The sequence below is a fragment of the Roseomonas sp. F4 genome, assembly GCF_053891155.1.
Genome location: NZ_JBSSHK010000004.1, coordinates 580,453 through 600,534 on the forward strand (window position 1 = coordinate 580,453; position 20,082 = coordinate 600,534).

At 68.6% G+C, this 20,082-nt stretch carries 16 protein-coding genes; 11 read left to right on the top strand and 5 right to left on the bottom strand.

The window, feature by feature from the left end:
* Window positions 1–8 precede the first annotated feature (8 nt).
* Entirely contained in the window at window positions 9–1,115 is a 1,107-nt protein-coding gene (locus ACVFYP_RS19215; protein ID WP_499201811.1) for an extracellular solute-binding protein, read from the bottom strand.
* Between the two features lie 110 nt (window positions 1,116–1,225).
* Here ACVFYP_RS19215 and ACVFYP_RS19220 point away from each other — a divergent pair, with 110 nt between their 5' ends.
* The 11 genes from ACVFYP_RS19220 to ACVFYP_RS19270 all read left to right on the top strand — a co-directional run bounded on the left by ACVFYP_RS19220 (window position 1,226) and on the right by ACVFYP_RS19270 (window position 16,925).
* Entirely contained in the window at window positions 1,226–2,548 is a 1,323-nt protein-coding gene (locus ACVFYP_RS19220; protein WP_499201812.1) for an NAD(P)/FAD-dependent oxidoreductase, read from the top strand.
* Window positions 2,545–4,152, top strand: coding sequence for an amidohydrolase (locus ACVFYP_RS19225; RefSeq protein ID WP_499201813.1), 1,608 nt, complete (start codon window positions 2,545–2,547; stop codon window positions 4,150–4,152). The genes ACVFYP_RS19220 and ACVFYP_RS19225 overlap by 4 nt, the downstream gene beginning before the upstream one ends.
* Window positions 4,149–5,015, top strand: coding sequence for a DMT family transporter (locus tag ACVFYP_RS19230; protein WP_499201814.1), 867 nt, complete (start codon window positions 4,149–4,151; stop codon window positions 5,013–5,015). The genes ACVFYP_RS19225 and ACVFYP_RS19230 overlap by 4 nt, the downstream gene beginning before the upstream one ends.
* The gene (locus ACVFYP_RS19235; protein WP_499201815.1) at window positions 5,012–6,877 is read left to right on the top strand and encodes an ABC transporter ATP-binding protein; all 1,866 of its coding nucleotides are present in this window, start codon (window positions 5,012–5,014) and stop codon (window positions 6,875–6,877) included. The genes ACVFYP_RS19230 and ACVFYP_RS19235 overlap by 4 nt, the downstream gene beginning before the upstream one ends.
* Before the next feature lie 75 nt (window positions 6,878–6,952).
* The gene (locus ACVFYP_RS19240) at window positions 6,953–8,164 is read left to right on the top strand and encodes an FAD-dependent oxidoreductase (protein WP_499201816.1); all 1,212 of its coding nucleotides are present in this window, start codon (window positions 6,953–6,955) and stop codon (window positions 8,162–8,164) included.
* A 95-nt stretch (window positions 8,165–8,259) separates the two neighbouring features.
* The gene (ugpB, locus tag ACVFYP_RS19245; RefSeq protein WP_499201817.1) at window positions 8,260–9,597 is read left to right on the top strand and encodes a sn-glycerol-3-phosphate ABC transporter substrate-binding protein UgpB; all 1,338 of its coding nucleotides are present in this window, start codon (window positions 8,260–8,262) and stop codon (window positions 9,595–9,597) included.
* 67 nt (window positions 9,598–9,664) lie between these two features.
* A complete protein-coding gene (gene ugpA / locus ACVFYP_RS19250) occupies window positions 9,665–10,552 on the top strand; it encodes a sn-glycerol-3-phosphate ABC transporter permease UgpA (RefSeq protein ID WP_499201818.1) in 888 nt (295 codons plus the stop codon).
* Complete coding sequence (gene ugpE, locus ACVFYP_RS19255) at window positions 10,552–11,454, top strand: sn-glycerol-3-phosphate ABC transporter permease UgpE (protein ID WP_499201819.1); 903 nt, start codon at window positions 10,552–10,554, stop codon at window positions 11,452–11,454. Before ugpA ends, ugpE begins: the two co-directional genes overlap by 1 nt.
* Before the next feature lies 1 nt (window position 11,455).
* Complete coding sequence (gene ugpC / locus ACVFYP_RS19260; RefSeq protein ID WP_499201820.1) at window positions 11,456–12,526, top strand: sn-glycerol-3-phosphate ABC transporter ATP-binding protein UgpC; 1,071 nt, start codon at window positions 11,456–11,458, stop codon at window positions 12,524–12,526.
* Window positions 12,527–12,576: 50 nt separating this feature from the next.
* Window positions 12,577–14,745 carry a glycosyltransferase gene (locus tag ACVFYP_RS19265; RefSeq protein WP_499201821.1) on the top strand — a complete coding sequence of 723 codons (2,169 nt, stop codon included), beginning with the start codon at window positions 12,577–12,579 and terminating at the stop codon, window positions 14,743–14,745.
* A 206-nt stretch (window positions 14,746–14,951) separates the two neighbouring features.
* Complete coding sequence (locus ACVFYP_RS19270) at window positions 14,952–16,925, top strand: sensor histidine kinase (protein ID WP_499201822.1); 1,974 nt, start codon at window positions 14,952–14,954, stop codon at window positions 16,923–16,925.
* A gap of 4 nt (window positions 16,926–16,929) precedes the next feature.
* Here the strand turns inward: ACVFYP_RS19270 and ACVFYP_RS19275 are convergent, their stop codons facing one another.
* The 4 genes from ACVFYP_RS19275 to galU form a co-directional block, all read right to left on the bottom strand.
* Window positions 16,930–17,292: a response regulator gene (locus tag ACVFYP_RS19275; protein WP_499201823.1), complete on the bottom strand. Its 363-nt coding sequence runs from the start codon at window positions 17,290–17,292 to the stop codon at window positions 16,930–16,932.
* Window positions 17,293–17,399: 107 nt separating this feature from the next.
* Window positions 17,400–17,741 carry a gamma-glutamylcyclotransferase family protein gene (locus ACVFYP_RS19280; RefSeq protein WP_499201824.1) on the bottom strand — a complete coding sequence of 114 codons (342 nt, stop codon included), beginning with the start codon at window positions 17,739–17,741 and terminating at the stop codon, window positions 17,400–17,402.
* Window positions 17,722–19,134 (bottom strand): phosphoglucomutase/phosphomannomutase PgmG, encoded by a 1,413-nt coding sequence (pgmG, locus tag ACVFYP_RS19285; RefSeq protein WP_499201825.1) that lies wholly within the window; start codon window positions 19,132–19,134, stop codon window positions 17,722–17,724. Before pgmG ends, ACVFYP_RS19280 begins: the two co-directional genes overlap by 20 nt.
* Window positions 19,135–19,163: 29 nt before the next feature.
* Window positions 19,164–20,036, bottom strand: coding sequence for a UTP--glucose-1-phosphate uridylyltransferase GalU (galU, locus tag ACVFYP_RS19290; protein WP_499201826.1), 873 nt, complete (start codon window positions 20,034–20,036; stop codon window positions 19,164–19,166).
* Between the last annotated feature and the right edge of the window lie 46 nt (window positions 20,037–20,082).

The following is a 20,082-nucleotide window of genomic DNA, read 5'->3' on the forward strand; positions in this document are numbered from 1 at the left end:
TCCTGCCCTCAGCCCGTGACCATGTCGATATAGTCCGCATTGGCCTGGGCATAATTCTGCCCCCACCAGCGGCCATCCTGCGCCACCTGGACCCGGGCATTGGCCGGATCGGTCGGGTTGTATTTCTTGAATTCCTCCGGCACCAGCGCCGCCGCATTGGGGTTGGTCGGGCCATTGCCGAGGAATTGCAGAAGCTCGACCTGCGGCGCCGCATTGGCCAGCATGGAGGCCAGAAGCTTCTGCGCCAGCGCGCCGCCGGGATTGCCGCGCGGGCTGACGAAGATGCCCGGCTGCAGGATGCCCTGGTTCCAGATGAACTTGAACCGGCCGTTGCTCTCCGCTTCCAGCACCTTGGCGCGGGTATGCCAGATCTGGCCCATCACCGCCTCTCCGGTCCGGATGAACTGCTCCGATTCGGAGCCGCTGTTCCAGAAGACCAGGTTGCGCCGGATCTCCCGCACCTTGGCGAGGCAGGCGCGGATATCCAGCGGGTAGAGGCTGGCGATGTCCTTGCCCAGCGCCATCTGCGCCGCGTCCAGCGCGCCGGCGGCATCGCGGCGCAGAAGGCGGGTGCCGGGGAAGCGGCGCAGGTCCCAGAAATCCGCCCAGCCGGTCGGCGCGGTCTGGAACTTGGTGCTGTCATAGACCAGCACGCTGCTGAAGGAATAAGGCGCCGCACCGTGTTCCAGCGCGAAGGTCGGGCCGATGACATGGGATCGGTCGACCACGCTGTAATCCACTGGCGTCAGCAGGTTCATCCCGCCCAGCAGAAAGGCCGAGGTCGCGGAGCTGTCGCAGAGGTCCCAGGTGACACGCCCGGATTCCACCATGGAACGGATGCGCCCCGCGGAGGGCCCGGTGCTGTCCTGCACCACCGTCACGCCGGGATTGGCCGCCTCGAAGGGCTTGCCGTAGTTGTTGCCGAAGCCCTGATTGGCGATGCCGCCCCAGTTCACCATCACCAGACGCTGCGCGGCCTGGGCCTGGGCATCATCAGGCAGCGCCGCCGCCGCCCCCAGCGCGGCCAGGCCCGCCATCAGCCCGCGCCGGCTGACCTCGCCCCGGCGAAATTTCTCCAGCGCCAGCTCGACGCAATCCTGCTGGAAGCTTTGCATACGAAATCCCCTTTTTGATGAAGCCCCGATCGGGGTCCCTTGATCCGGAGCGCGTCCGGCAGGAACCTCTCGCTTTGCAGCAAGTGAACAGCGGGACGCGCGCCACGGCAATGACTGATCTTCATCCGATCTTCGCCCCCGCTTTCAAGGCGCGCCCCTGGTGGTGGGAAGCCGCTGAGCCGCCCGACCGCGACAACACACTGCCCGACCATACCGCGGTCGCCATCGTCGGCGGCGGCTATGCCGGCCTCTCGGCCGCGCTGACGCTGCGGCGGCTGGGGCATGAGGTGACGGTGATCGATGCCGAGCGCATCGGCTGGGGCGCCTCCTCCCGCAACGGCGGCATGGTCTCGGGCGGGCTGAAGGTGGCTTCGACCGGGCTTGAGGCGACCTACGGGGCGGAGGAGGCGCGCCGCATCACCGGCGCTGCCGCCGCCTCCTTCCCCTTCATCGAGGAGACCATCGCGCGGGAGGGGATCGACTGCGACTATGTCCGCTGCGGCCGCTACGCCGCCGCCTGGTCACCGGGGCACTATCGCGCCATGGCGGAAAAGGCCGACTGGATCGCGGAGCTGACCGGCCTGCCGACCGAGATGGTGCCCAAGTCGCGCCAGCGCGAATTCCTGGGCAGCGATCACTACCATGGCGGCATGGCCGCGGCGGCGACCGGCAGCCTGCATCCCGGCAAGTATGCGCGCGGCCTGGCCGCGGCGGCGGAGAAGGCGGGCGCCCGTCTGGTCGATGGCGTGCGCGTGACGGGCGTGAAGCAGGAGGGCAGCGGCTTCCGGCTGGCCACCGACAAGGGCGAGCTGCGCGCGGATGCCGTGCTGGTCGCGACCAATGGCTACAGCAAGGACCCGCGCGGCACGGCCCTGCCCTGGCTGGCGCGCCGTCTGATTCCGCTGAACTCCTATATCATCGCCACCGAGGAATTGCCGCCGGAGACAATGGACCGGCTGTTCCCCGGCCGCCGCATGATCTCCGACAGCAAGCGCGTGTTGAACTATTTCCGTCCCTCACCGGATGGCAAGCGCGTGCTCTGGGGCGGTCGCGCGAGCTTCCGGGCGGTGACAGCGGAGCAATCCGCGCCGACTCTGCACAGCTACATGACGGCCGCCTTCCCGGAACTGGCGCAGACAAAGATCACCCATGCCTGGACCGGCTATGTGGCCTTCACCTTCGACTACCTGCCGCATATCGGCGTGCAGGACGGCGTGCATTTCGCCGCCGGCTGCCAGGGCAGCGGCGTCGCCATGGCCACCTGGCTCGGCCACAACGTCGCGCTGAAACTGGCCGGCGCGGCGAATGAGCGCTTCGCGCTGGACGGGCTGAATTTCCCGACGAAGCCGACCTATACCGGCTCGCCCTGGTTCCTGCCGTTCGTCGGTGGGTGGTACCGGCTGCGAGACCATATCGACAGGATCGCGGCGTGAGACCCGACTTCATCCTGGTCAACGGCCGTATCGCGAAGATGGATGCGGCCGGCACGGAATGCACCGCATTGGCGTCGCTCAACGGCCGCATCGTCGCGCTGGGCGATGACGGCCTGCGCGACCTTGCCGGGCCACAGACCAAAATCCTGAACGCCGAGGGCCGCCGCGTGCTGCCCGGCATCGTCGACAGCCACGCGCACCCCGATGCCTATGCGCTGCGGCTGCGGACCTGGACGCTGGTTTCGCCGGAGCATGTGACGACGCGCGAGGCGCTGCTCTCCCGCATCCGCGCGCGCTGCGAGAAGGCCGCGCCCGGCCAGTGGTGTGCCTTCTACCGGCTGAACGAACGCGCCAGCGGTGGCTATCCGACGCTGGCGGAGCTGGATGCGGCGAGCCTTGGCCGGCCGATCTTCATCCTGCGCACCGACGGCCATCTCGGCCTGGCGAATTCCGCCGCCTTCGCTGCCTGCGGCGTGACTCGGGACACCCCCGACCCCGCCTTCGGCCGCTTCGACCGCGGTACCGATGGCGGCTTCACCGCGCTGGTGCGGGAGACGGCGGCGCATGTCTTCCTAAACGCCCTGCACGACCAGGACAGCGAGGCCGATATCGCCGAGGGCATGGAGCAGGTGCAGGACCAGTGCCTCGCCGCCGGCATCACCTCCGTCGCCAATTCCCTGACGCCCAGCAAGGCGATCCGCGCCTATCAGAAGATGCGGCGGGACGGGAAATGGCGGATGCGCATGGGCATCATCGCCTCCGGCCGCGACGAGCCGCTGGTGCCAGCGCTGATCGCCGCCGGCATCCAGTCCGGCTTCGGCGACGACTGGCTGCGGATGATCGGTGTGGAGTGGTGCCCGGACTGCTCGACCAGCGGCCGCACCGCCGCCTATTGGGACCCCTATCGCGGCACGCCGGTGCCGGGCGAGCCGGTGCCGAATACCGGCATGCTGCTTTATGAGAGGGACGACCTCACCCAGCGCGCCACCGCCGCTCATAAGGCCGGCTTGCAGGTGATGATTGAGGGCGTCGGCGACCGCGGCATCGATTTTGCCCTCGACGTGATGGAAGCCGCCCTGGCCGCACACCCCGTGGCGGATCACCGGATGCGCGTGGAACACTGCTGCTACGTCACGCCGCCGATCCTGGCGCGACTGAAGCGTGGGGGCTTCGTGGACAGCTCCGCCACCGGCTTCATGGACGAATTGGGCGAGGCCTATGTCGCCAATCGAGGGCAGGAGGCCATGCGCCATATGTGGCCGCATCGCGCGCTGATCGATGCCGGCATTCCCGCCCCCGGCCATTCCGACTTCGCGGTCTGCCGCGTCTCCCCCTGGACCGCCATGGCCTCCATGGTCACCCGCCGCACCACGGGCGGCGCGGACCTCGATGCCAGCCAGGCCATCACGCCGCTGGAGGCGATCCGCGCCTACACCACCCTCGGCGCCTGGGCGCAGCGGGAGGAACACGAAAAAGGCTCGCTGGAGATCGGCAAGCTGGCCGATTGCATCGTGCTGGACCGCGACGTGCTGAACGGGGAGGACATCGCCGGCACCCAGGTGAAGGCCACCGTGGTCGGCGGCGTGCTGCGCCACCAGGCGTGACGTCGCGTCTTTCGCCCGCCGATATCGCGCTGCTGCTGGTTCTCTGCGCGAGTTGGGGCTTTGCGCAGGTCGCCATGAAGCTGGGTGGGGAGGGTATCTCCCCCCTGGTGCAGGCCGGACTGCGCTCCGTCCTGGCGGTGCCACCGGTGCTAGCCTGGTGCTGGTGGCGCGGCGTCGTGGTGCTGAAGCGGGACGGCACGCTGGCGGCGGGGCTGCTCTGCGGCGCACTTTTCGCGCTGGAATTCTGGGCGATCTTCGCCGCCCTGGAACGCACCACCGCCGCGCGCGTGGCTGTGCTGCTCTATACGGGCCCGTTCTTCGCGACCATCGCCACCCATTTCCTGCTGCCGGATGACCGGCTGACGGCGCGCAAGCTGGCCGGCCTGCTACTGGCCTTCTGCGGCCCTCCGCTGATCTTCGCCGACCGCCTCGGTGGCATCCAGCTTGCGGGGGATGCGCTGGCGCTGCTGGCCGGGCTCGCCTGGGGCGGCACCATCGCCACCATCAAGGCCAGCCACCTGACCCGAATCGCGCCGGAGCGGACGCTGCTGTATCAGCTTGCCGTGTCATCCTTCCTGATCCCGCTCGGCTTCGCCCTGGGCGAGGCCGGCATCTTCGCGCCCAGCGCCGTGGTCTGGTGGTCGCTGGCCTATCAGGTGCTGGGCATCGCCTTCGCCAGCTATATCGCCTGGTTCTGGGTGATGGCGCGGCACCCGGCCTCCCGCCTAGCGCCCTTCCTCTTCCTCACGCCGGCCTTCGGCGTGGTCTTCTCCGCCCTCATCCTGGCGGAGCCCATCACCCCGGCCCTGCTCGGCGCGCTCGCCTTGATCGGCGCCGGAATCTGGATCGTGAATCACCGATGAGTGGCCGCCGTCCCCCTCCGCCGCGCCTGGCCAAATCCTTCCGGGAGAGGCTGGGCGCGCTGCGCAACCTCTGGCCCTTCCTGGCCATGGTCTGGCGCACCAGCCCCTGGCTCACCAGCGCCTCCCTCGCCCTGCGGCTGGTGCGGGCGGTGCTGCCGGTGATGGCGCTGTTCGTCGGCAAGCTCATCATCGACGATGTGGTGGCGCTGCTGGGGGAACAGCCGCGCCCAGACAGCCCCTGGGGCTGGTGGGAGACGGGCCGGCTGAACGGGCTCGCCTGGCTGGTCGCCGCGGAATTCGGCCTTGCAATCCTGAGCGATCTGCTGGGCCGCCTGGTCTCCCTGGTCGATGCGCTGCTGGGCGAGCGTGTCGCCAATGACGCCTCCATCCGCCTGATGCGCCACGCGGCGACGCTGGACCTCGAAACCTTCGAGGATGCCGCCTTCCAGGATCAACTGGACCGCGCCCGCCGCCAGACCAGCGGGCGAATGGGGCTGATGGGGCAGATCTTCAATCAGGTGCAGGACCTGCTGACGGTGGCCAGCTTCGCCGCCGGCCTGCTGCTCTATGCCCCCTGGCTGATCCTGCTGCTGCTGGTCGCGCTGGTGCCGGCCTTCCTGGGCGAATCCCACTTCAACGCCCAGAGCTACGCGCTGGACTATTTCCGGGCGCCGGAGCGCCGCGAACTGGACTACGTCCGTGCCACCGCCGCCAGCGCGGAGACGGCGAAGGAGGTGAAGGTCTTTGGCCTGAACGATTTCCTGATCGACCGCTACGCCCAGGTCTCCGCCGCCTTCTATGCGGGCAACCGGCGACTGGCCCAGCGCCGCGCCTTCTGGGGCGGCGCCTTCACCGCGATCGGCACGGTGGGCTATTATGTCGCCTTCGCCTTCATCGTCTGGCGCACGCTGGAAGGCGCCTTCAGCATCGGCGACCTGACCTTCCTCGCCGGGTCCTTTCGCCGGCTGCGACAGTTGCTGGAAGGGCTGCTCGCCGGCTTCTCCACCACCGCCAGCCAGGCGCTGTACCTCGATGACCTGTTCCGCTTCTTCGAGGTGACGCCGGCCATCCTGTCGCCGGCCGATCCCCTGCCCTTCCCCGCCCCCATCCGCCAGGGCTTCGTCTTCGAGGATGTCGGCTTCCGCTATCCCGGCGCAGAGCGCTGGGCCGTCCGCCACCTGTCCTTCACACTGCAAGCCGGCGAGGTGGTGGCGCTCGTCGGCGAAAACGGCGCCGGCAAGACGACATTGGTGAAGCTGCTGACGCGGCTGTATGACCCGGTGGAAGGCCGCATCCTGCTCGATGGCCGCGACCTGCGGGATTACGACCTGGACGCGCTGCGCGGCAGCATCGGCGTCATCTTCCAGGATTTCGTGCGCTACAATTTCACCGCTGGCGACAACATCGCCGTCGGCCGCATCACCGCCCGCGACGATACCGCCCGCATCGAGCGCGCCGCCCAGCGCAGCCAGGCCGATGCCGTGATCGCTCGCCTGCCGGAGGGGCTGGCCCAGATGATCGGCAAGCGCTTCCGGAACGGCGTCGAGCTTTCGGGCGGCGAATGGCAGAAGATCGCCATCGCGCGGGCCTATATGCGGGAGGCGGAGGTGCTGGTGCTGGACGAGCCCACCGCCGCCCTGGATGCACGATCCGAATACGAGGTCTTCGCGCGCTTCAAGGAACTCAGCCAGGGCAAGACCGCCGTGCTGATCTCGCACCGCTTCTCCTCCGTCCGCATGGCGGACCGGATCCTGGTGCTGGCGGATGGCAAGGTGGAAAGCCAGGGCACGCATGAGGAATTGCTGGCGGAGCGCGGGCGCTATGCGGAGCTGTTCGAGTTGCAGGCGGCGGGATATCGCTGAGGCCCGGCTGCCCGGCGCCTGCCTTCGCGTCTATGGTCGCCGCCGAATCGCAGCGATATCGGGACCCGACCAGCCATGAGTGAACGCAACCGCCGCATCGTCATCGTCGGCGCCGGCCCGGTCGGCCTGGTGCTGGCGCTGAAGCTGGCCACGATGGGCCTGCCGAGCCTGGTGCTGGAAGCGGGGGACGATATTTCGGAGGAGCTGCGCGCCTCCACCTTCCACCCGCCCAGCCTCGACATGCTGGACAGCCTGGGCCTCGCCCAGGATCTGATTGCGCAGGGACTTGTGACGCCGACCTGGCAGATCCGCCGGCATGAGGATGGCGAACGCGCCGTCTTCGACCTCGGCGTGCTGAAGGACGACACGGCGCATCCCTACCGGCTCCAGGCCGAACAGTGGAAGCTCTCCCGCCTCATCCTGGCGAAGCTGGCGGCGGAACATGCCGGCACGGTGGAGCTGCGCTTCAACGCCAAGGTGGATACGGTGGTGCATGGGGTGGACCATGTCGCCCTGACCGGCCAGGGCTTCGACCCGGTGGAAGCGCCCTATGTGGTGGGCTGCGACGGCGCCCGCAGCGTCATCCGCCGCGCCATGGGCCTCGACTTCCCGGGCGATACCTATCCCGAGACCACCATCCTCGCCACCACGCCCTTCCCCTTCCATGAGGTGTTCGAGGGCCTATCCAACGTCAATTACATCTGGACCCAGCACCCGGCCTTTTCCGGCACCTTCTCCCTGCTGCGCGTGCCCGGGCTGTGGCGCGCCTCGCTGCACACCGCGCCAGGCGAATCGGTGGAGGAGGCGCTGGAGCCGGCGGCGATCGAGCGCAAGCTCCAGGCCATCTATCCCAAGGGCACGCCCTATGAGGTGCCGGACCTGCGCCCCTACCGCATCCATCAGCGCATCGTGGAGAATTACCGCATCGGCCGGCTGATCCTGGCCGGGGATGCCGCGCATCTGAACTCACCCTCGGGCGGCATGGGCATGAATGGCGGCATCCAGGACGCCATGGAACTGGCCGAAACCCTGGCCCCGGTCTGGCGGGGGGAGGAGGAGGCCGCGCTGCTCGACCGCTACACCCGCCGTCGCCAGCCGATCGCGGCCCGGGAGATCATCGCCCAGGCTGACCGCAACCGCGCCCGGATGCGGGAACAGGACCCGGCCAAGCGGGCCGAACTGCTGGCCGACCTGCAGGCCACCGCGGCCGATCCGGTGAAGGCGCGGGAGCATCTGCTGCGCTCTTCCATGATTTCGGGGCTGCGGGCGGCGAGCCGGATCATGTGAGGATTCGTCCCCTTCACCGAACTGACATAAATCTGTAAAATCCCCGCAACGCTGGCCGTCTAGAGCCGCCGTCACCTTACGGGGAGAGATTTGCCATGTTCCGCCGCACTTTGATGGCGGGCGCCGTCGCGCTCGCCGGCCTGATCGGGCCGGCTTCCGCCCAGCAGCCCACCGAGATCCAGTTCTGGCACGGCCTGTCGCAGCCCCTGGGCGGGCTACTGGAGCGGCTCGTGTCGGACTTCAACGGCAGCCAGACCCAGTACCGCATCGTCCCGACCTTCCGTGGCAGCTATCCGGAGACGATGGTCGCCGCCATCGCCGCCTTCCGCGCCGGCCAGGCGCCGCACATCGTCCAGATGTTCGAAGTCGGCACCGGCACCATGATCAATGCCGGCCGCGCCATCATCCCGACGCATGAGCTGCTGACGCAGACCGGCGTCAACATCAACTTCGACGACTTCCTGCCCGGCGTGCGCGGTTACTACGCGGCGGCCGATGGCCGGCAGATGGCGATGCCCTTCAACAGCAGCACCTCCATCGTCTACTACAACAAGGACGCCTTCCGCCGCGCCAACCTGAACCCCGACCAGTTCCCGACCACCTGGGAAGGCGTGGGCCAGGCGCTGACGGCGCTCAAGGCCTCCGGCCATGCCTGCCCGATGTCGACCGCCTGGCCGACCTGGCTGCATGTCGAGCAGTTCAGCGCCATCCACAACATTCCCCTGGCGACCCAGGGCAATGGCTTCGGCGGCGCGAATGCGGAGCTTCGGGTCAACAACCCGCTGATGCTGCGCCACATGACCAACCTGGTGAACTGGCAGAAGGAAGGCCTGTTCCGCTGGGGCGGCCGTGACAATGCCGGTGAGGCGCTGTTCCCGGGCGGCGAATGCGCCATCATGATGACCTCCTCCGGCTTCCGCGCCCGGGTGCAGCGGGAGGCGCGGTTCGACTGGGGCGTCGCCATGCTGCCGACCTATGAGGGCACGGCGCCCGCCAATGCCATCATCGGCGGTGCCAGCCTCTGGGTGATGAACCGCGGCCCGAACGCGCAGCGCAGCGCGGCCGAGCTGCGTGGCGTGGCGGAGTTCTTCGCCTACACCGCCCGCCCGGAAGTGGCCGGCAAGTGGCACATGGATACGGGCTATCTGCCGATCACGCGCAGCGGCTTCGAATCCGCCCGCGCCACGGGCTTCTACACCCAGCCGGCCAATATCGGCGCCGATATCCCGATCGAGCAGATGCTGCGCGGCGCGAGCTCGGAGAACACCCGCGGCATTCGCCTCGGTGGCTTCGTCGAGATCCGCGTCATCATGCAGGAGGAGATGGAGAAGGCCTTCCAGGGTCAGCAGACCCCTGAACAGGCCCTGGCGGCGATGACGGCGCGCGGCAATGCGGTTCTGCGCAATTTCGAGCGTGCGAATCGCGGCGGCTGATACAGCTTTAATGGCCTGATGGAGGGTGGGCATGGGGCCCACCCTCTTTGCGTTCTGAAGGGGGATCGTGGCGTTGCGGAAGAAGGTGATCTTCAAGGGAACGCTGTTGCCCTGGCTGCTGCTGCTGCCGCAATTGCTCATCACCGCCGTCTTCTTCTTCTGGCCCGCCGGCCAGGCGATCTACGGGTCCTTCCTGCGGGAGGATGCCTTCGGCCTGTCCCGGGAGTTCGTGGGGCTGGACAATTTCACCGACGTGCTGGTCGATCCGACCTATCTGGCCGCCGGCTGGAATACGGTGGTGTTCTCCTCCGCCGTCGCGATCTCCGCGCTCGGCATCGCGTTGTTCCTGGCGGTGCAGGCGGATAAGGCCATCCGCGGCACCAACTTCTTCAAGACCATGCTGATCTGGCCCTATGCCGTGGCGCCGGCGATTGCCGCCGTGTTGTGGCTGTTCATGTTCCATCCGCAGATCGGCCTGTTCGGCCGTATGATCAACGGCATGGGAATCCTGTGGGACTACAAGCTGAATGGCGGCCAAGCGATGACCCTGGTGGTGGTCGCGGCGGCCTGGAAACAGGTGTCCTACAACTTCATCTTCTTCATGGCGGGCCTGCAATCCATCCCGAAAGCGGTGCTGGAGGCGGCGGCCATCGACGGTGCCCGACCGATGCGGCGCTTCTGGACCATCATTTTTCCTCTCTTGGCCCCCACCTCGTTTTTCCTGCTGGTGGTGAACATCGTCTATGCCTTCTTCGACACCTTCGGCACGATCCACGCCCTGACCGGCGGCGGCCCCGGGCAGGCGACGACGACTCTGATCTACAAGGTCTATGTCGACGGCGTCCAAAACCTGAATTTCGGCAGCTCCGCCGCGCAGAGCGTGATCCTGATGGCCATCGTCATCCTGCTGACCGCAGTGCAGTTCCGCTTCATCGAGCGGAAGGTGCATTACTGATGTCCGCCACCATGGACCTGGAGGCGGACCGCCTCGCCCGCGCCACCCTCCGCCGCAACGCGCGCAATCGCTGGGTCGCCTATATCTCGCTGTCGCTCGGCGTTCTGATCTTCGCCTTCCCGATCTGGATCACGCTGGTGGGCTCCACCCATGATGTCTCCACCATCGGCCGCGGCGACGTGCCGCTGTGGTTCGGTGGGGAGGCGGTGGCCAATTACGTTTCCGCCTGGCTGACGGGCGGGGAGGCCACGCGCACCACGCGTTCCGTCCCCGCCTGGGTCATGCTGTGGAACAGCCTGAACATGGCGGTGCTGATCGCGGTGGGAAAGATCGCGATCTCCCTGCTCTCGGCCTATGCCGTGGTGTTCTTCAGCTTCCCCGGCCGCATGATCGCCTTCTGGCTGATTTTCATCACCCTGATGCTGCCGGTCGAGGTCCGCATCATCCCGACCTTCGAGGTCATGGTGAATCTCGGCCTGATCAACACCATGACCGGCCTTGTCGTGCCGCTGATTGCCAGCGCCACGGCCACGCTGCTGTTTCGCCAGTTCTTCCTGACCATCCCGGATGAATATGTGGAAGCGGCGAAGATCGACGGCGCGGGGCCGCTGCGCTTCTTCAAGGATGTCGTGCTGCCGCTGTCCATCACCAATATCGCGGCGCTTTTCGTCATCCTGTTCATCTATGGCTGGAACCAGTACCTCTGGCCGCTGCTCATCGTCTCCGACCGCGATCTGGAAACGGTCGTCGTCGGCATGACCAAGATGATCGGCAATGGCGATGCGCAGAATGAGTGGAACATCATCATGGCCACCGCCGTGCTCGCCATGCTGCCGCCCGTGGCGGTGGTGGTGTTCATGCAGCGCTGGTTCGTGAAGGGCCTGACGGAGACCGAGAAGTAACATGGCCACCCTGTCCCTCACCTCCGTCAAGAAGCAGTTCGCCGCCACCCAGGTGCTGCACGGCATCGACCTCGACGTCGCGGATGGCGAGATGATCGTCGTGGTCGGCGCCTCCGGCTGCGGCAAGTCCACGCTGCTGCGCATTGTCGCGGGGCTGGAAACGGCCACCTCCGGCACCGTGCGCATCGACGGCCGTGACGTCACGGCGTTGGAGCCCGCGGATCGGGACATCGCCATGGTGTTCCAGAACTACGCGCTCTACCCGCATATGTCGGTCTTCGAGAACATGGCCTATGGCCTGAAGATCCGCGGCATGAAGCCCGCCGAGATCAGGCGCCGCGTGGATGAGGCCGCGCAGATGCTGGAGATCGGCCCACTGCTGGACCGCAAGCCCCGCCAGCTCTCGGGCGGCCAGCGCCAGCGCGTCGCCATGGGCCGCGCCGTGGTGCGCGAACCCAAGCTGTTCCTGTTCGATGAGCCGCTGTCCAACCTCGATGCCAAGCTGCGCGTGCAGATGCGCGCCGAAATCCGTCGCCTGCAAAAACGCCTCGGTGTCACCAGCCTGTTCGTCACCCATGACCAGGTGGAGGCGATGACGCTGGGCGACCGGCTTGTCGTCATGCATCAGGGCCGCGCCGCGCAGGTCGCCTCCCCCATGGAGGTCTGGGGCCGGCCGGCGGATACCTATGTGGCGGGTTTCATCGGGTCGCCGGCCATGAATTTCCTGGCTGCGACGATGGATGAAGGCGGCACCGGCGCGACCATGAAGGCGGGGCCGTCCCTCGTCTTTACCGATGGCGCGCGCGCTGCACCCGCCGGCACGCCGCTGACCCTCGGCATCCGGCCGGAGCATGTCCAACTGGGCGGAGGCGGGCTTGCCCTGGCGGTCGATCTGGTGGAGCCGCTGGGGTCGGAGACCGTCATCCATGGCACCCTCCCGGGCGGCGAAATCCTCACCGCCCGCCTGCCCATCCCGGCCAGCGGCATCGGCGCCGTGCTGCCGGTGATCCTGCCGCCGGAGGCTTTTCATGTCTTTGACGGCGGGACCGGCAAGCGCATGGATGCCAGCTGAGCCGATCTTCCTGTAAGGAAGACGGCACAGAAGGAGCGACTGCGCAGCGCATGGATGTGGACCCCTCGGCCGAGCCCGATGCCCCCCCGACCCCCGATGCGATCCGCGCCCGGGGCGACGCGCTGCGGGATGCGCGGCGATGGGCGGAGGCCGAGGCGGCCTATCGCGACTACCTCGCCGAACGCCCGCGCCACTGGCAGATCCATGTCCAGCTCGGCCATACCCGCAAGGAACAGGGCGATGCGGAGGGCGCGCTGACGCATTACCAGCGCGCCGCCCTGCTGGCGCCCGATGATCCGGACCCGATGCTCCAGGCCGGTCATGTGCTGCGCAACCTCGGCCGTGGCGCCGAGGCGGCGGAGGCGCTGGGCCGCGCTTTGGCCCTGGCGCCGGACAGCGCCGATCTGCGCCATGTCGTGGCCCTGGTGCGCCACCGCACCCTGCCACCGCCCGAGGGTCCGATGCAGGCGCCGCCGCCGCGCCCGACCGGCACGCCGACGCAGCTCGCTTTCGATGTCACCGACCTGGTCGAATATCTGCGCGCCGCCCGCACGCCAACCGGCATCCAGCGGGTGCAGATGGGTATTCTGGGCGCGCTGCTGGCCAGCCCGGCCCGCCCGGCGGATGTCATTCTGGTGGGCTTCGAGGGCGCGACCTGGCGCTGGTGGCATGTGGATGAGACCGCCTTCCGCCGCGTGCTCAACCTGGCGCGGCTGGGGGGGCAGGAGGACGATCCGGCCTGGCAGGCCGCCCTCGCCGCGCTGCTGACCCCCGATGCGCGGCCCGACGCGCCCATCATTCCCGGCTGCACCCTGGCCTCGCTCGGCAATGCCTGGGGGGTGCGGGAGTATTTCCGCGGCCTGCGCCGCCTGCGCGCGACCACGCCGATGCGCTACGTCGCCTTCGTGCATGACTGCGTGCCGCTGGCCATGCCGGAGCATTGTCTGGACCTGACGGTGCGGCTCTATGCCAAGTGGTTCGCGGCGCTGTCGCTGCATGCGGATGGCATCCTGGCCAATTCCCAGGCGACCATCGGCGACCATGCCCGTTTCGCCGCGCCGCTGGGCCCGGTCGCGCCGGCGGGCCTGATCCGCCTCGCCGCCGAATCCGGCGCGGCGCCGCAGGCGGCCGCCCAGGCCGCCGCCGCCCTGCCCTTCCCCCGGCCGGGGGAGGATTTCGTGCTGTTTGTCGCCACGCTGGAGTCCCGGAAAAACCACCTGATGGTGTTCCAGGCCTGGCTGGAACTGGTGCGCCGCCTGGGCGCGGCGCGCGTACCACGCCTGATCTGCGTCGGCCGCCCCGGCTGGCGGGCGGAGGCGGCGCTGGCGCTGCTGAACGGCTCGCCCGACCTGCGACGCAAGGTCTCGGTCGTCTCCGGCGTCTCCGACCTCGCTTTGGCGGGGCTGTATGGGCGCTGCCTCTTCACCGTCTACAACTCCTTCCATGAGGGCTGGGGCCTGCCGGTCAGCGAAAGCCTCGCCGCCGGCAAGCTTGCGCTGGTGCCGGCCCATTCGGGGCTGCTGGAAGCCGGCGCGCCGGGTGCCGTGTTCTTCGCGCCAGGCGACATGCCCGATCTGGTGGCGAAGCTGGAGATGCTGCTGACCGACACATCGCAGCGCGAAGCCCTCGAAGCCCGCATCGACCGCGGCGCCGCCCGCCGCGACTGGCCCGATGCGGCGCGGGAGGTTCTGGCGGCGCTGATGAACCCGGCGGATACTCCCCAGCCCCCCCAGGACCTGCCGCTCGGCCGGCACCTGCCCATGGGCTGGCGCGGCGAGGGCCTGCCCTCCCCGGCCATGGCCTGGGCGGAACGGGTGCGGGACGGGCTGGCCTGGTGGTGGCAGGAGGATTGGGGCGTCTGGATGCGCGACGGCGTCGCCACCCTCGCCTTGCCGGCCAGCCTGCCGGAGGGCACGCCGATGCGCGTGGTGCTGGAACTGCGTGGCCCGCCGGCCCCCCTCACGCTGCGGCTGCGCGCGCGCGGCCGCCGGGCGGAAGGCTGGCGCGGCGTCACCCTGGCGCCCGGCGAGACGCTGCGCTGCGTGCTGCAGGCGGAGGCCGGGCCGGGCGGCGTGGCGGTCGATTTCGACTCCGGCGATGGCGTACCGCTGGGCGACCGGCTGAAGCGCATCGTGGGCGCCGGGCTGACCGGGGTGATGCTGTGCCGGGAGGATGACCTCGCCGCGCGCCTTGCCGCATTGGAACGCGCCGAGGCCTGACAAAGCGGGATCATGATGCGCCCGGTGCGAGTCGTCCGCACTTCGCCTATCCTGTCGCGCGAATCGGCAAGATGCCGATGTTGCGCCGAGACGCGCGGCGAGCTTCACCCCCGACGAAAGGGGCTTGTTTCATTTACAGAGCCCGGCCCCCCGTCGCAGGACGACCAGGCGCCTCCCGCTCCGGCCTCTTCGCCCTTCTGGGCGGATTGCTGGGGTCTGGACTTGTCTGGCTGGGCGCCGCCTGGTTTGCCGAGGATCGGCGCGCCGCCACAGCCACAGCGGCGCAGTCCATCGCGCGCCATGCCGCGGAGGCGGGGCAGCGCTCGATCGCACCCGCCATCGAAGCGGCGACGGCGGCCTTGGCTGCGGCAGACCAGCGCCCGGCGGACCGCGCCATGGTCCAGGCCCTGTCTGGCCGGATTGGCCGGGACGGCGTGCAGTTCGGCGCGGTGACCGACGCCGGCGGCCGCATCCTGTGGTCCAGCCACGCGCCGCTGCTGGGCCAGTCGATGGCGGGGCAGGAGGTTTTTGCCCTGCACCGTGCCGGCAGCCCGGCGCCGTTGCTGAGCCCCGCTCTGCTCGACCTGCCAGGTGGGCCGCGCAGCCTGCTCGCCAGCCGCGCCCTCACCGATGCGCGCGGTCAGTTCGCGGGCATCGCCGTGGTGGCGATCGACCCGCGCCGCCTGGACCAGGCGCTGGCCGATGCGGCACCCCTGCCCGAGCTGCGCCTGGCGCTGCTGCGGAGGGATGGCACACCACTGGCCGCCGGGGGCAGCTTCCTGGCGCCCTGGCCGTCGCCACCCGCAGGCTCCACCGACCTTCTTCGCCCGGCCGGCGACGGGCTGCCACCGCTGGCCCTGACCAGCCTGCCGCTGCCGCCCGATCTGGTTCTGCTGGCCGCCTATGATCGCCAGCGATCGATCCGGGACGCCGCGGAGGCTGGCTGGCTGGCCTATCTCTCGGCCCTTATGGCCAGCCTGCTGCTGCTTGCCTTCACGCTGCCGCGCCGCCCTGCCGCCGCTGTCACAGGGGTGCTAGAGGAAGCGTTGCCCGCCGTCTTCTATCGCGGCCTGATCGAGCCGGGCGGCACGCTGCGCCTGACCGAGATCGGCGCGGGCGTCGAGCGCCTGACGGGATGGTCGCCAGAGGCTGCTCTGCGCCCCGGCTGGCGCCAGCGCGGCATCGATGCGGCGACGCTGCCGCTCGGCCCGGATCTTGAGGACCGGCTAAGGCGGGAATCCCAGGCCATGGCGGAATTCCGCTTCCGCCGCGCCGATGGCGCCTGGATGTGGCTGCGCGAGACCCTGCGCGCGACCGGCCGTGGCGCGGCGGGCATCGAGGTGACGGGCGCGCTGGAGGATATCTCGGCGGAGCGGGAGCTGGCCTTGCAGGCGGCCACCTCGGCGAAGTTCGCCACATTGGGCGAAATGGCGGCGGGGCTGGCGCATGAGCTGAACCAGCCCATCGCCATCATGTCCCTGGCCGCGGAGAATGCCGCGGAGGCGCTGGAATCCGGCGAGGACGGGGTGGAGGAAGCTCTGACCCGGCTGCGCCGCATCATGGCGCAGGCAGACCGCGCAAAAGCGATTGTGACGCAGTTGCGCGCCTTCTCCCGCGTCGATGTGGCGGCACTGGAACCGGTGGACCTGGGCAGCGCCGTGCAGGGGATGATGGTGCTGGCCGGCCAGGCGCTGCGGGATGCGGGCGTCCAGGTGCAGCTGCGCCTGCCGGATCAGCTGCCGCCCGTGGTCGGGCAGATCATCCTGGTCGAGCAGGTTCTGTTGAACCTGGTGCTGAATGCGCGCGACGCCCTGCTGGAACATCCCCCGGACCGCCGGCGATTGCGCATCGACGCCGAAGCGCCGCCGGATGCGGAGGTGGTGAGGCTGCGGGTGAGCGATACCGGCCCAGGGCTGAGCGAGGAGGTGCTGGAGAAGCTGTTCGAGCCCTTCTACACCACCAAGCCACCTGGCCTCGGCACAGGGCTGGGCCTGTCCATCTCCCGCACCATCATGCGCGGCGTGGGCGGACAGATCCTGGCGGCGAATGCGCCGGATGGCAGCGAGATGGGCGCCGAATTCACCCTGGTCTTTCGCCGCGCCAGCCTCGACCCCGCATCAGGGGTCGCACCGCGCGGGGTTGCCGCGACCCCAGCACCCCGCTGGCCGGCCGCGACCTGATGCCTCAGGCGGCGCAGAGCCGCCCGAGCATGGCGGTCAACTCCGCCGGGTCGTAGGGCTTGGCCAACACCATGACGTGCTGATGTCCCGGCGGCAGACCAGAGGCGCCGTAACCGGTGGCGATGACGTAGGGAATGCCGCGGGCCGCGAGCAGATCCGCCACCGGCGTCGAGGTTTCGCCAGCCAGGTTCAGGTCGAGCACCACGGCGTCCGGACGTTCCCCGGTCGCCAGCATCTGCAGCGCCTCCTCCACCGTGGCGGCCGGACCGAGCACCTGGAAACCGGCATCCAGCAGCGCATCCTCCACCAGCATGGCGACGAGGGCCTCATCCTCAACCACGAGGACTTTTCGAATCACTCCCGACATCACCTACTCCGTCAGCCAAGGTATCACGCACTTCAAACGCCTCAGCCGCCTTGACGTTCCAACTCGCGCGCGCCGGCATCATGCACCTTGCGGGTTTCATCTATAATTCAGACCGTTTCGTGGCGGTCTGCACGGGAAGGTTGTGCAAGCCAGGCAAAAGCCTGACCCCGTTGGAGGCGGACGGGGGCAAGGCGATAGGCGGAACCCTCATAGGCCATCAGCCGTCGCAGCGGCGCGCCGCAGAGCCGCAGCAGCAACCCCTCCACCGAGGCGCCGCGCTGGCGTACCAGCATCGGCCAGGGCGTGCCGCGCAGCCGGACGCGGCGCCATCCGTTCAGGCGCGCGCGGCGCAGCGCGCGGGCTGGAAACCGGCGTCCCGACCTGGCGGCGAGAACCGCCGGGTCGAGCAGCGAGCCATAGAGGAAAACCTCAATGGCCTGCGTTGGCACCCGAGAAATCCGGCACCGGCAGGCCGGAGGCCTGGAGCTGACGGGCGATATCGGCCTTCAGCCGGTCCAGCCCGGCCTCGGACGACGCCTCCGCCCGCGCCACCAGCACCGCCTGGGTGTTCGACGCGCGCAGCAGCCACCAGCCATCCTCGGTCAGCACGCGAACGCCGTCCACGTCCTGCACCTTGGCGCCCTCGGCCGCGAGGCGCTGCTTCACCTCGGTGATGACGCCGAACTTGCGGGTATCGGCGCAGTCGAAGCGCAGCTCCGGCGTGTTGATCACCTGCGGCAGGGCGGCGCGGACCTGGCTCAGCGTCTCCGACATGCGGGCGATGATGCCCAGCAGGCGGACGGCGGAATAGGGCGCGTCGTCGAAGCCATACCACTTGTCGGCGAAGAAGATATGGCCCGACATCTCGCCTGCCAGCGGGCTGCCGGTTTCCGCCATCTTGGACTTGATGAGCGAATGGCCGGTCTTCCACATCAAAGGCGTGCCGCCGGCCTTGGCGATCTCGTCGAACAGCACCTGGCTCGCCTTGACGTCGGCGATGATGGTGCCGCCGGGCTTCGACTTCAGCACATCGCGGGCGAGCACCACCAGAAGCTGATCGCCGAACAGGATACGGCCATCGCCATCCACCACGCCGATGCGGTCCGCGTCGCCGTCGAAGGCAATGCCAAGATCGGCGCCCTGCTTCGCCACCTCTGCGATGATCTGTTCCAGGTTCTTGGCGACGGTCGGGTCCGGATGATGCGCCGGGAAGGTACCGTCGATGCTGCCATTGATGATGTAATGCGTGCCCGGCAGCTGTGCCGTGAGCAGCTTGACGATCTCGGCGCCCGAGCCATTGCCCGGGTCCCAGACCACCTTTAGCGCACGCTCGCCACCATCCCAGTCCTGCATCATGCGCGCGACGTAGCGTTCGGAGACATCGACCTGTTCATCGGTGCCGACCGCATTGGGCACAACGTCGCCCTCGGCCGCCATGCGGCCGATCTCCTGGATCTGCGCGCCGTAGAATGGCTTGCCGCCCAGCATCATCTTGAAACCGTTGTAGTCCGGCGGGTTGTGGCTGCCGGTCACCATGATCGCGCCATCCGCCTTCAGGGCGTAGGAGGCGAAATACAGCATGGGGGTCGGGCCACAGCCGATGCGCGCCACCTTGAGCCCGCAGGCACGCAGACCGGCGACGAGCTGCGCCTCCATCTCCGGCGAGGACAGGCGGCCATCATAGCCCACCGCGACCTTGGTGCCGCCGGCACGGGACACCATGGTGCCGAAGCAGCGGCCGATGGCGAAAGCGTCCTCCGGATGCAGGGTCTGCCCGACGATGCCGCGGATGTCGTATTCGCGCAGCGAGGTCGGGTCGAAGCGATGGTTGAAGGCCGTCATCGGCGGCGGATCTCCCTGAGGTTCCAGGATTATTGGGCGTACTTCTTCAGGATCGCCTGCATCTCCGGCGCCATGTCCGGGCGCGACAGGGCGAAGGCGACCTGCGCTTCCAGATAGCCCGCCTTGTTGCCGCAGTCGAAGCGCCGGCCCTCATACAACACGCCGTGGAAAGGCTGGGTTCCAATCAGCTTGGCCATGCTGTCGGTCAGCTGGATCTCCCCGCCCGCGCCCTTCTCCTGCGTCGCCAGGAAGCCCATCACCTCCGGCATCAGCACATAGCGGCCGATGACGGTCAGGTTGGAGGGCGCCTTCTCGACCGGCGGCTTCTCCACCAGGCCCTTCACCTCGACGAGGTTGCCGGTGGTCGCGCCGGGATCGATCACGCCATAGGAAGAAACACGCTCCTTCGGCACTTCCTCGATCGCGACCACATTGCCGCCGGTCTGGTTATAGGCGTCCACAAGCTGCTTCGTGCAGGACACGTCGCAGAGCATCAGATCGTCCGGCAGCAGGATGGCGAAGGGCTCATCCGCCACGAAGGCGCGGGCGCACCAGATGGCGTGGCCGAGGCCCAGCGGCACCTGCTGGCGGGTGGAGACGACGGAGCCGGGCGGCAGCGCCTGTTCGCGCAGCATGGCCAGTTCCTTGGCCTTATTGCGCTCGGTCAGGGTGCGCTCCAGCTCATAGGCAACGTCGAACTGGTCCACCAGCATGGTCTTGCCACGGCCGGTGACGAAGCAGAATTCCTCGATACCCGCCGCGCGGGCCTCCTCGACAGCGTATTGAATCAAAGGCTTATCGACAACCGGCAGCATCTCCTTGGCCATCTGCTTGGTGGCGGGCAGGAAACGCGTGCCGAGCCCGGCAACGGGCAGGACGGCCTTGCGAAGTGGCTTGCGCACAGATGGGTATCCCTCGGCGATTGGATGGCGGAGAAGTGCCATGCCC

Excerpts from the sequence above, each read along its gene's own strand:
- ACVFYP_RS19240 (WP_499201816.1), top strand. The coding sequence starts at position 6,953 with ATGAGTGAACGCAACCGCCGCATCGTCATCGTCGGCGCCGGCCCGGTC.
- ugpE (WP_499201819.1), top strand. The coding sequence starts at position 10,552 with ATGTCCGCCACCATGGACCTGGAGGCGGACCGCCTCGCCCGCGCCACC.
- ACVFYP_RS19275 (WP_499201823.1), bottom strand. The coding sequence starts at position 17,292 with ATGTCGGGAGTGATTCGAAAAGTCCTCGTGGTTGAGGATGAGGCCCTC.
- ACVFYP_RS19220 (WP_499201812.1), top strand. The coding sequence starts at position 1,226 with ATGACTGATCTTCATCCGATCTTCGCCCCCGCTTTCAAGGCGCGCCCC.
- ugpC (WP_499201820.1), top strand. The coding sequence starts at position 11,456 with ATGGCCACCCTGTCCCTCACCTCCGTCAAGAAGCAGTTCGCCGCCACC.
- ACVFYP_RS19215 (WP_499201811.1), bottom strand. The coding sequence starts at position 1,115 with ATGCAAAGCTTCCAGCAGGATTGCGTCGAGCTGGCGCTGGAGAAATTT.
- ACVFYP_RS19265 (WP_499201821.1), top strand. The coding sequence starts at position 12,577 with ATGGATGTGGACCCCTCGGCCGAGCCCGATGCCCCCCCGACCCCCGAT.
- pgmG (WP_499201825.1), bottom strand. The coding sequence starts at position 19,134 with ATGACGGCCTTCAACCATCGCTTCGACCCGACCTCGCTGCGCGAATAC.
- ACVFYP_RS19235 (WP_499201815.1), top strand. The coding sequence starts at position 5,012 with ATGAGTGGCCGCCGTCCCCCTCCGCCGCGCCTGGCCAAATCCTTCCGG.
- ugpB (WP_499201817.1), top strand. The coding sequence starts at position 8,260 with ATGTTCCGCCGCACTTTGATGGCGGGCGCCGTCGCGCTCGCCGGCCTG.